Origin of the sequence: Streptomyces drozdowiczii, from assembly GCF_026167665.1 — a bacterium.
Lineage (GTDB): Bacteria > Actinomycetota > Actinomycetes > Streptomycetales > Streptomycetaceae > Streptomyces > Streptomyces drozdowiczii_A.
Window position 1 is genome coordinate 1,016,796 of sequence record NZ_CP098740.1, and the last position, 13,648, is coordinate 1,030,443.

At 72.6% G+C, this 13,648-nt stretch carries 13 protein-coding genes and 1 pseudogene; 3 read left to right on the forward strand and 11 right to left on the reverse strand.

Annotated features, from left to right (window positions below):
* Nucleotides 1–17 precede the first annotated feature (17 nt).
* From NEH16_RS04525 to NEH16_RS04555, 7 genes and pseudogenes are all read right to left on the reverse strand, one after another.
* A complete protein-coding gene (locus NEH16_RS04525; protein ID WP_265539412.1) occupies nt 18–1,034 on the reverse strand; it encodes a TIGR03842 family LLM class F420-dependent oxidoreductase in 1,017 nt (338 codons plus the stop codon).
* Between the two features lie 11 nt (nt 1,035–1,045).
* Nucleotides 1,046–2,446, reverse strand: coding sequence for a dihydropyrimidinase (gene hydA / locus NEH16_RS04530; protein WP_265539414.1), 1,401 nt, complete (start codon nt 2,444–2,446; stop codon nt 1,046–1,048).
* A 73-nt stretch (nt 2,447–2,519) separates the two neighbouring features.
* Nucleotides 2,520–3,802, reverse strand: a pseudogene (locus NEH16_RS04535) (aspartate aminotransferase family protein).
* Entirely contained in the window at nt 3,799–4,641 is an 843-nt protein-coding gene (locus NEH16_RS04540) for a nitrilase-related carbon-nitrogen hydrolase (RefSeq protein WP_265539416.1), read from the reverse strand. The pseudogene NEH16_RS04535 and the gene NEH16_RS04540 overlap by 4 nt, the downstream one beginning before the upstream one ends.
* A gap of 171 nt (nt 4,642–4,812) precedes the next feature.
* Nucleotides 4,813–6,087 carry a hypothetical protein gene (locus NEH16_RS04545; protein WP_265539418.1) on the reverse strand — a complete coding sequence of 425 codons (1,275 nt, stop codon included), beginning with the start codon at nt 6,085–6,087 and terminating at the stop codon, nt 4,813–4,815.
* A gap of 139 nt (nt 6,088–6,226) precedes the next feature.
* Entirely contained in the window at nt 6,227–6,607 is a 381-nt protein-coding gene (locus tag NEH16_RS04550) for a PPOX class F420-dependent oxidoreductase (RefSeq protein WP_073965900.1), read from the reverse strand.
* 57 nt (nt 6,608–6,664) lie between these two features.
* On the reverse strand, nt 6,665–6,919 hold the full coding sequence (locus NEH16_RS04555) for a helix-turn-helix domain-containing protein (RefSeq protein ID WP_265547066.1): 255 nt from the start codon (nt 6,917–6,919) through the stop codon (nt 6,665–6,667).
* A gap of 86 nt (nt 6,920–7,005) precedes the next feature.
* On the opposite strand from NEH16_RS04555, the gene map reads away from it, so the two are divergent.
* A complete protein-coding gene (gene map, locus NEH16_RS04560; protein WP_073965902.1) occupies nt 7,006–7,773 on the forward strand; it encodes a type I methionyl aminopeptidase in 768 nt (255 codons plus the stop codon).
* Here map and NEH16_RS04565 read toward each other — a convergent pair.
* The gene (locus NEH16_RS04565; RefSeq protein WP_265539422.1) at nt 7,770–8,597 is read right to left on the reverse strand and encodes a glycoside hydrolase family 75 protein; all 828 of its coding nucleotides are present in this window, start codon (nt 8,595–8,597) and stop codon (nt 7,770–7,772) included. The two genes, map and NEH16_RS04565, sit on opposite strands and share 4 nt — an antisense overlap.
* A 90-nt stretch (nt 8,598–8,687) precedes the next feature.
* Nucleotides 8,688–10,505, reverse strand: a complete 1,818-nt coding sequence (gene ggt, locus NEH16_RS04570; protein WP_265539424.1) for a gamma-glutamyltransferase — start codon at nt 10,503–10,505, stop codon at nt 8,688–8,690.
* Between the two features lie 105 nt (nt 10,506–10,610).
* On the opposite strand from ggt, the gene NEH16_RS04575 reads away from it, so the two are divergent.
* Nucleotides 10,611–11,354, forward strand: coding sequence for a hypothetical protein (locus NEH16_RS04575; protein WP_073965904.1), 744 nt, complete (start codon nt 10,611–10,613; stop codon nt 11,352–11,354).
* A 26-nt stretch (nt 11,355–11,380) separates the two neighbouring features.
* On the opposite strand, the gene NEH16_RS04580 is transcribed toward NEH16_RS04575, so the two are convergent.
* Both NEH16_RS04580 and NEH16_RS04585 read right to left on the reverse strand, forming a co-directional pair.
* Nucleotides 11,381–12,064, reverse strand: a complete 684-nt coding sequence (locus tag NEH16_RS04580) for a hypothetical protein (protein WP_265539426.1) — start codon at nt 12,062–12,064, stop codon at nt 11,381–11,383.
* Nucleotides 12,065–12,150: 86 nt separating this feature from the next.
* Entirely contained in the window at nt 12,151–12,708 is a 558-nt protein-coding gene (locus tag NEH16_RS04585) for a hypothetical protein (RefSeq protein ID WP_265539428.1), read from the reverse strand.
* Nucleotides 12,709–12,841: 133 nt separating this feature from the next.
* Between NEH16_RS04585 and NEH16_RS04590 the strand changes: the two genes are divergently transcribed.
* Nucleotides 12,842–13,639, forward strand: coding sequence for an SAM-dependent methyltransferase (locus NEH16_RS04590; RefSeq protein WP_276104743.1), 798 nt, complete (start codon nt 12,842–12,844; stop codon nt 13,637–13,639).
* The last annotated feature ends 9 nt before the right edge of the window (nt 13,640–13,648 follow it).

The following is a 13,648-nucleotide window of genomic DNA, read 5'->3' on the forward strand; positions in this document are numbered from 1 at the left end:
TGGGGGGGTTCGGGCGGTCAGTCGGTGAGGGCGGGGATGACGGCGGAGCCGTAGGCGTCGATGGTGGCTTCGCGGGCGTCGTGCATGTTGTACACCGCGAACTGGTCGACGCCCAGACCCTTGAGGTGCCTCAGCTTCTCGACATGCGCGGCGGCCGGGCCGAGCAGGCAGAAGCGGTCCACAATGGTGTCGGGGACGAACGCGGTGTCGGGGTTTCCGGCGCGTCCGTGGTGGCTGTAGTCGTAGCCCTGCCGGTCCTTGATGTACGCGGTCAGCTCGTCGGGGACGAGGCCCGAGTGCTCGCCGTACCGGGCGACGAGGTCGGCGACGTGGTTGCCGACCATCCCGCCGAACCAGCGGCACTGGTCCCGGGCGTGGGCCAGGGCCTCGGGCGAGTCGTCCTCGGTGACATAGGCGGGGGCGGCGACGCAGATGGTGACGGAGTCCGGGTCCCGTCCGGCCCCGGCCGCCGCGTCCCGTACCGCCTTGATCATCCACTCGGTGAGATAGGGGTCCGCGAGCTGGAGGATGAAGCCGTCGGCCTTCTGCCCGGCGAGCGCGAGGGCCTTGGGGCCGTAGGCGGCCATCCAGACGGGAAGCTTGCCGTCCTTGATCCAGGGGATCCGCACCGGCTGCCCGCCGATGTCCGCCTCGCGGCCCTCGGCCAGGTCCCGGATGACGTCGATGGCCTCGCCGAGCCGGGCCAGGGTGTTGGGGGCGCGCCCGGCGACGCGCATCGCGGAGTCGCCCCGGCCGATCCCGCACACGGTCCGGTTGCCGTACATGTCGTTGAGGGTGGCGAAAGTGGAGGCGGTGACCTCCCAGGTGCGGGTGCCCGGGTTGGTGACCATGGGGCCGACGGTGAGCCGGTCGGTGTGTTCCAGGATGCTGCTGTAGATGACGAAGGGCTCCTGCCAGAGCACCGCCGAGTCGAAGGTCCAGCCGTAGCGGAACCCGTTGCGTTCGGCGCGGCGCATCAGGCTGATCACGGCCGATGCGGGCGGGTCCGTCTGGAGGACGAGTCCGAAGTCCATGCCCGTTGCTCCTAGTTCAGGTACTGACAGGTGGCGCGTGGGGTGTAGATGCCGTGTCCGGCGCGGCCGGTGTACGTGCGGTTGTCGACGACCACCTCGCCGCGCGAGAGCACCGTCTCGACCTGGCCGGTGAGCTGCTTCCCCTCGTACGCGGAGTAGTCGACGTTCATGTGGTGGGTCTCGGCGGACACGGTCTGCCGGGCCGCCGGGTCGTAGACGACGATGTCCGCGTCCGCGCCGGGCGCGATCGTGCCCTTCTTTGGGTAGAGGCCGAACATCCTCGCCGGGGACGCACAGGCGATCTCGATCCAGCGGCGGCGCGAGATGTGGCCGTCGACGACCGCCTGGTGCAGCAGGTCCATGCGGTTCTCGACGCCCGGCATGCCGTTGGGGATCTTCGAGAAGTCGCCCCGGCCCCTCTCCTTCTGCCCGGAGAAGCAGAAGGGGCAGTGGTCGGTGGAGACGACCTGGAGTTCGTTGTTGCGCAGCCCGCGCCACAGGACCTCCTGGTGCTCCCGGGGCCGCAGCGGGGTGGAGCAGACGTACTTGGCGCCCTCGAAGTCCGGTTCCGCGAGGTTGTCGGTGGAGAGGAAGAGGTACTGCGGGCAGGTCTCGCCGAAGACCGGCTGCCCCTTGTGGCGGGCGGCGGCGATCTCCGCGACGGCCTCGTCGGCGGAGACGTGCACGACGTACAGCGGCGATCCGGCGACCCGGGCGAGCTGGATCGCGCGGTGCGTGGCCTCCGCCTCCAGCGCCACCTTGCGTACGTCGCCGTGGTAGCGGGGGTCGGTGCGGCCGGCGGCGAGGGCCTGCTCCACCAGGACGTCGATGGCGATGCCGTTCTCCGCGTGCATCATGATCAGGCCGCCGTTGGACTCGGCCCGCTGCATGGCGCGCAGGATCTGCCCGTCGTCGCTGTAGAAGACACCGGGGTAGGCCATGAACAGCTTGAACGAGGTGATGCCCTCCCCCACCAGGAGGTCCATCTCCTTGAGCGAGGACTCGTTGACGTCCGCGAGGATCATGTGGAAGGCGTAGTCGATGGCGCAGTTGCCGTCCGCCTTGGCGTACCAGGCGTCCAGGCCCTCGCGCAGGGAGCGGCCGACGGACTGGATGGCGAAGTCCACGATAGTGGTGGTGCCGCCCCAGGCGGCGGCGCGGGTGCCGGTCTCGAAGGTGTCGGCCGCGTAGGTGCCGCCGAACGGCATCTCCATATGGGTGTGCGCGTCGACACCGCCCGGGATGACGTACTTGCCGGTCGCGTCGATGGTCCGGGCCGCGGTCCAGCCGGCCGCCTCGTCGCTGTCGTGGGCGGCGAGCGCGGCGATCCGGCCGCCGTCGACGAGGACGTCCGCGTGCATCTCGTCCGACGCGGTGACGACCAGGCCGCCGCGGATGACGGTACGGCTCATGGGTACCCCTCCTCGTTGTACGGGTGGAACGCGGGTGCGGGGTCCTGCCCCGCACCCGCGTGGTCGCCGGCGCTCAGCCCACCGAGCGCAGCGCGTCGGCGAGGATGTCCGCGCCCTCCTCCGCCTCGGGGATGGCGAGCGAGAGCGGCGGGGCGAGGCGCAGGACGCTGGTGTTGTGGCCGCCGCCCTTGCCGATGAGCAGGCCGCCCTCGCGCGCCGCCTCCAGGACGGCCGCTGCCGCTTCCGGGTCGGCCTCGTCGGTGCCGGGCTTCACGAGTTCGACGCCGATCATGAGGCCCCGGCCGCGCACCTCGCGCACCCGGTCCGAGGCGGCGCCGATCGCGCGCAGCCGCTCGATGAGCAGGCCGCCGACGCGGCGGGCGTTGCCCTGGAGGTCGTGCTCCAGGAGGTACGCGAGGTTGGCGAGGCCGGCCGCCATGGTGACCGGTGAACCGCCGAACGTCGAGATCGAGTTGGCGTCCAGGCAGTTCATGACCTCGGCGCGGGCGACCACCCCGCCGATGGACATGCCGTTGCCGATGCCCTTGGCAAAGGTGAGGATGTCCGGCGGCCCGTTCTGGGCGTGGGCCTGCCACCCCCAGAAGTGTTCGCCGGAGCGCCCCCACCCCGTCTGCACCTCGTCGGAGATCCACAGCACGCCGTGCCGGTTCAGGACCTCGCGGAACGCGCCGTACAGCCCGTCCGGGGTGAGGTGAAGCCGCCGACGCCCTGGATGGGTTCGGCGATCAGGGCGGCCGGGGTGCGGGTGTGGCCGAGCAGGTCCTCCAGGTCCGCGACGCAGGCGGCGGTGAACTCCTCGTCGCTCAGGTGCGCGTAGGGGCCCCGGGTGCGGACACCGCCGTGCACGTACAGGGTCTGGAGGGGCGACAGGCTGGTGGGCGACCAGGCGTTGTTGCCGGTGATGGAGACCGCGGAGAAGGACCGGCCGTGGTAGCTGTTGCGCATCGCCAGGATCTGGTTCGACCTGCGGTACGTGGTGGCCAGGAGCAGCGCCGTGTCGTTGGCCTCGGTGCCGGAGGTGGTGAAGAAGACCCGGGCGTCCGGGATGCCGGAGAGCGAGGCGACGCGTTCGGCCAGCTCGATCATCGGGCGGTTGAGGTAGAGCGTCGAGGAGTGGATGATCCGGCCGGCCTGCTCGCTGACGGCCTTGGTGACCTCGGGCAGGGCGTGGGCGGTCATGGTGGTGAGGATGCCGCCGAAGAAGTCGAGGTAGCGGTTGCCGTCGGCGTCCCAGACGTGGCGGCCCTCGCCGTGCGTGATCTCCAGCGGGTGGCGGTAGTAGAGGGCCAGCCAGTCGGGGCTGACGGCGAGGTGGCGGTGGTGGAGGCTGCTCACGGCTCGACCAGCCCCTCGTACGCGTCGGGCCGTCGGTCCCGGTAGAACGCCCACTGCTGCCTGACCTCTTCGATGAGCCCGAAGTCCAGGTCGCGGACGAGGAGTTCCTCCTCCTTGTCACTGGCGACGTCGCCGACGAACTGGCCGCGCGGGTCCACGAAGTAGCTGGTGCCGTAGAAGTCGTTGTCGCCGTACTCCTCCTGGCCGACGCGGTTGATCGCGGCGATGAAGTACTCGTTGGCGACGGCGGACGCGGGCTGTTCCAGCTGCCAGAGGTGGGCGGAGAGGCCGCGTGAGGTGGCGGACGGGTTGTAGACCAACTGGGCTCCGTTGAGTCCCAGTTGGCGCCAGCCCTCGGGGAAGTGCCGGTCGTAGCAGATGTAGACGCCGACCTTGCCGACGGCGGTGTCGAAGACCGGCCAGCCCGCGTTCCCGGGTTTGAAGTAGTACTTCTCCCAGAATCCCTTGACCTGCGGGATGTGGTGCTTGCGGTACTTGCCGAGGTAGGAGCCGTCGGCGTCGATCACGGCGGCGGTGTTGTAGTAGAAGCCGGACTGCTCCAGCTCGAAGACCGGGACGACGATCACCATGCCGGTCTCGCGGGCCAGGTCCCGCATGCGCCGTACGGTCGGGCCGTCCGGCACCGCCTCGGCCCAGCGATAGTGCTCGGGCTCCTGCACCTGGCAGAAGTAGGGGGCGTTGAACACCTCCTGGAAGCCGATGATCTTCGCCCCCTGCCGGGCGGCCTCGCGGGCGTGCTCCTCGTGCTTGGCGATCATGGATTCGGTGTCGCCGGTCCAGGTCGCCTGGACGAGTGCGGCGCGTACGACGTGGGACATGAGCTGCTCCTTCGACGCGGCGTCAGAGAGCCTCTTCGTGCTTCTTCTACGCCCGTAGACACGGGCGTACGGGAGAACGTAAGCCCCGTCACACCGCGGGGCAAGACCATCGCCGTGAACCAGCGGAGTCGATCATGTTTCACACCCGTGCGGGCCAGTGCCCCGCGGGCGTCAGCCCAGTCCCGCCGCGCGCAGGGCGTGCTCGACGCCGCGCTCGCGCGCCTCGGACACCGCCCGCGCGGCGGCCAGCAGTTGCGGTACGAGCCGGGGCGGGTCGATCGAAGCGATCCCGGCCGCCTCCTGCGGCGACCGCGTCCGGACGAAGGCGCCGAGCAGCGTCTGGGCCAGCGGCCCCCGGCCCGCCCGGTCGAGGGCGGTCGCGGCCTCGGCCACCTCGGCAGCCGGACGCGCGACGCCCTGCCGCAGCAGCCGCCCGCAGTCCTCGGCGCGCCCCGCCGCCGCCAGCGCGTCCACGGCGGCCGCGAGCCCGTCCGGGGGCAGCGAGGCGACCTCCCAGAGCAGGGTCGCCCAGTCCGCGTCGAGCCCGGCCCGGTGCAGCTCGACGGCGAGGAGCGGCAGCCGGTGCGCGGGGAGGGCCGCCGCCTCGCAGAGCACCGCGTGCGCCTCGCCGCTGCGGCCCTCGGCCCGCAACCGGAGCAGCGCGCCCACCACTGCCTGCGCGGACCGGAGGGCGGCCGGGTCCGGCGAGGGCGCGGGCCGCTCGGTGCCCGGTGCGGCGGGCGCCCCGCCGAAGCGGGCGCCGCGTGGCGAGGCGGCCGGTGCGGCGGGCGGCACGGGCACCTTGTCCGCGCCGCCGTCCTCCGCGTCGAGCCCGGCGAACCGGGCCCCGGTCGGCTTCCGCTTCCGGGCGGGCGGGGATGCGCGGGGCGCGGGCTCCGGTGCCGGTTCCGGGGCGGCGGGCCTCGCGGGGGCCGCCGCGCGCGTTCCGGGCCGGTCCGGGGTGCGGGAGAGGGCCGAGAGGCGGCGGCGGAGTTCGGCGCAGCGGGCCGTGGCGCGGGCGTGGTCGTCGCGGGCCCAGGCGAGCGTCCCGGCGGCCTCGTCCCCGGCGCCGCTCTCCCGGGCCGCCCGCAGCCGCTCGGCGGCGTACGCCTGCTCGCGGAGCATCAGGCCGAGGCGTTCCACCAGCCGGGCGCGGCCGCCGGGACGGCGGTCGAGGCTGAGGGCGCAGTCCGCGTGCAGCCGGGCGGCACGCGCCGCCGCCTCTTCCGCGTACGCGGTCCCCCGCACCTCTGCCAGGTCCGAGAAGAGCGCTTCCATCACGTCCCAGGGCGGCAGCTCCGACCCGTCCAGGCAGGCGTCCATGCCCGCCGGGTCGCGTCGGCGGAAGACCGCGTACCAGCCGCGTCCGCGATCGAGCAGCGCCACCAGCTCCCGCAGGTGGTGCGCGAAGTCCTCTACAGATACCGCCTCTTGATGCACCGTCACCGTCGCCTTCGGCCGCCGTCGTCCGGAACCCTCCGGTCCGGGGCATTCGACCGCAGGCGTGTTACGGGACGGCTACGCGCGCTTTGCGGGTGCGAGGCGGGCGGGGCGGGGCTCGGGGGGCTCGGGGGGCTCGGGGGGCTCAGAGAGTGATGGCGATCCCGGTGTGCGGGCGCTTGCCGAGGCGGACGATCATCGCCGGGTAGTCGAGCAGCCAGTACTTCCAGGTGTACTTGCGCCCTATGGCGCGGCGCACGGCGGCCGTCTCCCGCTCGTCGAGCAGCCTGGCGGTGCCCTCGGCGGTCGGTGCGCCCTCCGTGGTCCGGCCGCGCACATCGCAGACGGTGACCCGGACCCGGCTGTCGTTGCGCAGCCGCTTGACCTTCCAGGAGTCGGTCTTGGTCCAGACGAGCAGTTCCCCGCCCTCGGCCACCGCCCAGACGGGGGTGGCGACGGGCGTGCCGTCCTTGCGGTACGTGGTCAGGCTGACGTACTCGCTGCGCGCGAAGTCCTGGAGGCTCATGGCCCCAGACTATGCGCGCGGGCGCAAGCGGGGCGCGAGGGCCAGGCGTCTCCGGCGCTATCCGGCGAGCGGTACCGGCGCCGGCTCCGGGGCGCAGCGCAGCAGGAGTTCGTCCATGGAGAGGCCGAGCGCGCCGGCCAGGGCGGCGACGGTGAAGAAGGCGGGGGTGGGGGCGCGGCCGGTCTCGATCTTCCGCAGGGTCTCGGCGGAGATACCGGCCCGGGCGGCGATCTCGGTCATGGAGCGGGCGCCGCGCGCCTCGCGCAGCAGCAGGCCGAGCCGTTCGCCGCGCAGGCGCTCTTCGGGGGTCAGGGGGTACGGACCATGCCGTCATTCTAATACCGCCCGACCCCCCGGCCCGTTCGGACCGGTATAGTAATTGCGGTATTGTAATTGGCATGGTGCAACTCAAGACGGACACATCCATCGAAGCCATGCGTGCGACCGGCCGCGTCGTCGCCCGCATGCTGACCGCCGCCCGGGAGGCCGCCGAGGTCGGCGTCTCGCTGCGCGAACTGGACGAGGTGGCGCGCGGGGTGCTGCGCGAGGCGGGCGCCGGCTCGCCGTTCCTGGGCTACCGGCCGCACTTCGCCCCGGTCCCCTTCCCCGCGGTCATCTGCGCGTCGGTCAACGACGCGATCGTGCACGGCATCCCGACGGACTACCGGCTGCGCGACGGCGACCTGGTCAGCATCGACGCGGGCGCGAAGCTGGACGGCTGGGCCGGCGACTCCGCGATCAGCTTCACCGTGGGCCGCGCCCGCCCCGCCGACACCCGGCTCGTCGACACCGCGTACAAGGCCCTGGAAGCGGGCATCGCGGCGGCCACCGTGGGCAACCGGATCGGTGACATCGCGCACGCCATCGGCACGGTCTGCCGCACCGCCGGCTACGGCATCCCCGAGGGGTTCGGCGGGCACGGCGTGGGCCGCGAGATGCACGAGGACCCGGGCGTGCCCAACGAGGGCCGTCCGGGGCGCGGGATGCCGCTGCGCCACGGCATGGTGCTGGCCATCGAGCCGATGCTCATCGGGGGCGGCGTGGACACGTACCGCGCGGACCGCGACGGCTGGACCCTGCGTACGACGGACGGCAGCCGGGCCGCACACGCCGAGCACACCGTGGCGATCACGGACGAGGGCCCGCGCATCCTGACCGCGCTCTAGGACGTGCTTCGAGAGTCCCGTACGAACTCCCCCGCGAGGGCCCGCCCCGTGCGCACGGCGGCCTCGTGGTCCTCGATCGGTGAGACCCGGGAGTCCTTGAACAGGATGTACGTGACCCCGGAGGGCGCGCCGCCGCTGCTCGGGTCCGGATCGATGCCGAGCGACTTCGCCGTGGCGTACGAGGCTTCGCCGATGATGCGCTCCGGGCCCACGTCGCCGACGACGGCGTACTCCACCTTCCCGCCGTGGACGACGGCGACGACCCCGCCGCCCCGGATGCCGGACTTGGCGTAGTCCCAGGTGCCGGAGGGCGCCGGCACGACCACGTACGGCAGCTCCGCCGCGTTCAGCGGCCGGCCGTCCGAGGCGTGGAAGGCGGTGTCGCCGTGGAAGGAGGGGTCGGTGGCGGCGTTGCAGGCTGCGGTCGCCCGGCCGTCGCAGTCGATGTCCAGGTCGGCCTTCCAGAACACCGCACCGCCCGCGCCGCACACCGGAACGGTCGGCGGAGCCGCCTCGTCCGTCCGGTACCTGCCCTTCGACACCTGCTCGCAGGCCGACACCTTGGCCAGCAGGTCGGCCGCCCCGACCTCCGTGCCCTTCCCGTCCCGGGCCCGGGCGGGCGGGGGTCCGGACCGGTGGGCCCGGGCGGGCGCCTGGTGGACCCGCGCCACCAGGGCGAGCGGTACGGCGGGCAGTACGGGCCGGGGCGCGGGCGCGGCGACGACCGGGTCCGGGTCCCCCGCCACCGCGAGGGTGACGGGGGCCGGGGTACCGGCGGTGAGCAGCGCGGCCCCGGAGGCCGTGACGAGGGCAAACGTTCGCATACGCACTGGGGGGGCCGCCCTTCCGGCGAGGAGATGGTCGTGCCGTACCCCCTGGTCCGGTCCGTGTCCGGTACTTGTCCGGTGTGCGGGTCAGGGCCGCCCGCTCGGCCTCACCACCATCGCCGAGCCGCCGCCGCGCCGCTCCTTCTCGGCCGCGGCGAGCCACCGCCCGTCGGGCAGCCGCTGTACGCCGGTCGCCGCGCCGATCTCCGGGTTGAGCTTGAAGACGTGGCCGAGTGATTCCAGCTTCGCCCGCAACGGGCTGTTCCAGAGCGCCGGTTCCAGCTCGGTGGCCGCGGCGTTGCGCTGGCTGGCGCGGGGCGCGGCGATGGCGTCGACCAGCGGGAGCCCCCGGTCCAGCTTGCCGGTCAGCGTCTGGAGCACGGTGGTGATGATGGTCGCGCCGCCGGGCGAGCCGAGGGCGAGGACCGGCTCGCCGTGCCGGAGCACGATGGTCGGCGAGATCGAGGAGCGCGGGCGCTTGCCGGGGCCGGGCAGGTTCGGGTCGTGGACGGCCGGGTCGGCCGGTGCGAAGGAGAAGTCGGTCAGCTCGTTGTTGAGCAGGAAGCCGCGCCCCGGCACGGTGATCCCGCTGCCGCCGGTCTGCTCGATGGTCAGCGTGTACGCGACGACGTTGCCCCACCTGTCGGCGGTCGTCAGGTGCGTGGTGTTCTCACCCTCGTACGTGGTCGGCGCGGCCTTCCCCGTGGACCGGCAGGCCCCCGGGTGGCGCGGGTCGCCCGGGGCGAGCGGGCTGGTCAGTACCGCGTCGTCCCTGATCAGGCACTCCCGCGCGTCCGCGAACCGCTGGCCGAGCAGCTGCTTCGTCGGCACGTCCTCGAACGCGGGATCACCGACCCAGCGCCCCCGGTCGGCGAACGCGATGCGGCTGGCCTCGATGTAGCGGTGCAGGTACTGGGCCTCGCTCGCCCGCGAGAGGTCCGTGGACTCCAGGATGTTGAGGGCCTCGCCCACCGTCGTACCGCCGGAGGAGGACGGCGCCATGCCGTACACGTCGAGCCCCCGGTAGTCCACCTTGGTGGGCTCGCGCCGCAGCGCGCGGTAGGAGCGGAGGTCCTTCGCGGTCAGGTCGCCGGGGCGGACGACCCGGTCGGACGCCGGGTCGACGGGCGGGTTGCGTACGGTCCGTACGACGTCCTCGGCGAGTTCGCCCCGGTAGAGCTCGTCCACGCCCTTGCGGCCGACCTCCTCGTAGGTGCGCGCCAGATCCGGGTTCCTGAGGACCGAGCCGACCTCGGGGAGCTTCCCGCCGGGCAGGAACAGCTTGCGGGTGGCCGGGAAGTCCCGGAACCGCTCCTCGTTGCCGGCCGTCTGCGAGCGGAACGTTTCGTCCACGACGAAGCCGTCCCGGGCGATCCGCTCGGCGGGCTTCAGGACCTGACGGAGCGACTTGCGGCCCCAGGTGTGCAGGGCGGTGTCCCAGGTGGCGGGGGTGCCGGGAGTGCCGACGCTCAGCCCGCTGGTCACGGCGTCGGCGAAGTCGAGCGGCTTGCCGTTCTCCAGGAAGAGGGAGGAGTCGGCGCTGCGGGGTGCGGTCTCACGGCCGTCGATGGTGCGGACGGTGTGGCTGCGGGCGTCGTAGTAGACGAAGTAGCCACCGCCGCCGAGCCCTGCCGAGTACGGCTCGGTGACGCCGAGCGCGGCGGCCGTGGCCACGGCGGCGTCGACCGCGTTGCCGCCCTCGCGCAGCACCTCGATACCGGCGGCCGTGGCGTCCGCGTCGACGCTGGAGACCGCTCCGCCGTATCCCACCGCGACGGGCGACTTGGGCGGTGGCGCCGGGGAGTGTGCGGGGTGGGCCGACGAGGCCGGGGCGGCGGCCCCGACCGACACGACGGCGGCCAGGACCGCCGCCAACGACACATTTCGCCTGCTGGAACGTCGCATGCGCAACCTCCGGTGAAGGATCGTCCGCGCAGGGTAACGCCGCTCCGGCCACCCCGTCAGGACCGCCTCGGACGTGAGACCGAATGCCCGCTAACATGCCCGCCCATGACTGACGACGTACGCAACATCGTGCTGGGCGTGATAGCCGCCGGTATCAGCGCCGCCCTCGGCTGGCTCACGCGCACCTACCTGTGGCGCCGCAAGCTCCGCCGCAAGCAGGCGTTCTTCGGGCTGCCGGGGAACTCCGAGTGCCTGCTCGTCGTCAACCGCGACGCGGGCGGCGACGGTTCGGTGCACCGCCACGACGTCTTCGCCCTGCTGGAACTCTCCGCGCTGATCAAGGACTGCGAGGCACACGCCCAGATCCTGTCCCACGACATCGCGCAGCAGGGCATCGGGGAGCGCACGGAGTTCTGCGTGGGCGGCCCGGTGTCGAACCGCCGGATGGCCGCGCACCTCCATTCCCTGCTCCCCGGGGTGCGGATCAACACCGAACCGGAGCCCGGACCCGACCGGGGCGCCTTCCAGATCGGCTCGGAGCGCTACCGGGTCGAGAAGGGCGTCAGCGAATACGTCCTGCTGGCCCGGCTGACGACGAGTCAGGACGCCAGACCGGTCTTCCTCTTCTGCGGCCAGCAGGCCATCACCAACCAGGCCGCCACCCGCTACCTGGCCCGCAACCACGAACGCCTGGCCCGCAAGCACGGCAACAACACCTTCTGCCTGCTCCTGAAGGTGGTCAACTCCCAGGCATACGGCCCCGACGTGGTCGAGCTCGTCGCCGACGTCACCCGTGCGGCCCAGGCCCCCGTCCCCGCCCCGCGGACCTCGCACCGCGCGGGGGCCTGAGCCGCGCGGCGCGGGCCGGTACCCGGCTACTGACCGGGGCCCGGGGCGGTCCGCTCGCCTCCGCGCAGCCGCCGGCGCACTCCGCCGAGCATCGGCATGGTCAGGCCGGCGAAGAGGAAGAGGACGGCGAGCCCGCTCAGTGCCGGGCTCACCGCCTCCTCGACATCGAGGGACCAGGGGCTGCCGAGTGCGTGGCAGACGAGGTACGACCCCTTGGACATGGTGTAGCCGACGCCCAGGACGGCCGCGAGGGCGCACAGGGTGAAGCCGGCGCCGGTCCAGGGGCGGGTGGTCCGGGAGCGGCGGGCGGTGCGGCCGCACATGAAGGCGAGTTCGGCGCAGGTGACGAGGACGTAGAAGAGGTAGACCAGCAGGTAGGCGGTCACCGAGGAGTGGTCCGCGTACGCCGTGGTGAACTCGACGTCCTCGCCGTTCGTGGCGAGGAAGAGCGGGACCATGACGGCCAGGACGACGACTGCCAGGCAGATGCGCTGGTACAGGGCGGCTCGCAGGTACTCCGGTCGGTAGGCCAGGTCCACCATGGTCATCTGCAGCGCCGCGCACCAGAGGATCGCGCAGATGTGCGCCACCAGCTTCCCCGCGTTGTCCAGGCCGCTGGCCTCCTCGGCCGCCCCGGCCACCGCGGGGACCGCGAAGAAGACGCCCACGGTGCACACGCCGAACGCCACGGCGATCAACCAGGTGAACACGCGCGGGTGATGAAGGGCTCTCCGGGCGCAGAGCACAGTGACGATCACTCCGGCGACCGTGCAGGCGCCGAATATCATGCCGTCCATCAGAGACCTTCCAATGCGTCGGCCGCGTACTGGGCGGCTTCGGTTTCGGTCCGTCGCCGTCGGGGCCTCTTCGGCTTCACGGAACCGTCGTCGGGCACGGCGGGGAGGCCGAGAGTCCTGCGCCGGTCCTCCAGATGCGCGATCACCGCGCGGACTTCGCTCTCCGGCAGACCGCCCAGCAGGACGAGCAGGCGACGGGCCAGCGGGTCCTCGAAGGCTTCGAGTGCCGCGAGGTCGTCGTAGCCGGGGTGCGGCAGCAGGTGTGCCGGCGGCACGTCGCCGAGCGCCTGGCACAGAGCCATGACGGTCTTGATCGTCGGGTTGTCCTGCTGGCCGCCGGCGAGTTTGGCGATGAGCGCGAACGACGTCGTCGCGGGCGGGTCGGGCAGGTCCTCGACGGCCTGCGACAGGGTGCGGGAGACGTATGCCCTGCCGCGCGCGTCCTTGCGCTGGGCCATGAGCGACTTCAGCTTGTGCGCGAGGGAGTGCGATGGTGGCTGCGGCCCCTCGGCGGCAGTGCCCCTGCCGGGCTCCGCCTCGTCACGGCTCGCACTCACCTGGTGATCTCTCTCGCCATCATCGATCTTGCTCTTGTGTACTTTAGTTGACACGCCATCGGACGCAAGGGCAGGATCGCAGCATCGGCAGACTCTGGAATCCGGCCGCGGCGGCCGCCGAGAGGAGCGCCAGTTGAGGCAGCACGGCTTACCCGTCCCGGTGATCGACACCGGTCGGCCGCACTCCGCAAGGATCTACGACTACCTGCTCGGCGGCAAGGACTACTACCGCGTGGACCAGCAGGCCGGTGACGAGCTCGTCGCCACCGCGGCCCAGGAGCGAGCCGGCGCCCGGGCCAACCGTGCCTTCCTGGAACGCGCCGTCCGCCACGTCGTCGGCGCGGGCCTGCGGCAGATCCTCGACATCGGCACCGGGCTGCCCCACTCCCCCAACGTGCACGAGGTCGCCCTCCAAGCGGCGCCCGATGTGCGCGTCGCCTACGTCGACAACGACCCGATCGTCACCGCGCACGCGGACGCCCTGCTGCGCAGCTCCGACCTGGTCGGCGTCGCGCTCGCCGACCTCCGCGACCCGCGGGGCGTCGTGGAGCACCCCCAGGTCCGTGAGGTCATCGACTTCGACCGGCCCGTCGCCCTGGTCCTCACCTCGGTACTGCACTTCCTCACCGACGCGCAGGAACCCGAGCAGGCCGTCGCCGTCCTCCGCGACGCACTCCCGGCCGGCAGCTGCCTGGTGCTCTCGCACGCCACCGACGACTTCGCCGACTGCCGCGCGGCACAAGCCGTCTACGCCCACGCGACCACGCCCCTCACCCCGCGCTCCCACACGGAGATCGAGAAGTTCTTCGACGGCTTCGAGCTGCTGACGCCGGGCCTCGTGCCCGTCCCGTCCTGGCGGCCGGACGCACCCGTCGCGGCGCGACCGGCCACGATCGGCATCTACGGAGCGGTCGCCCGCAAGGCCGGCTGAGCGGCCGGC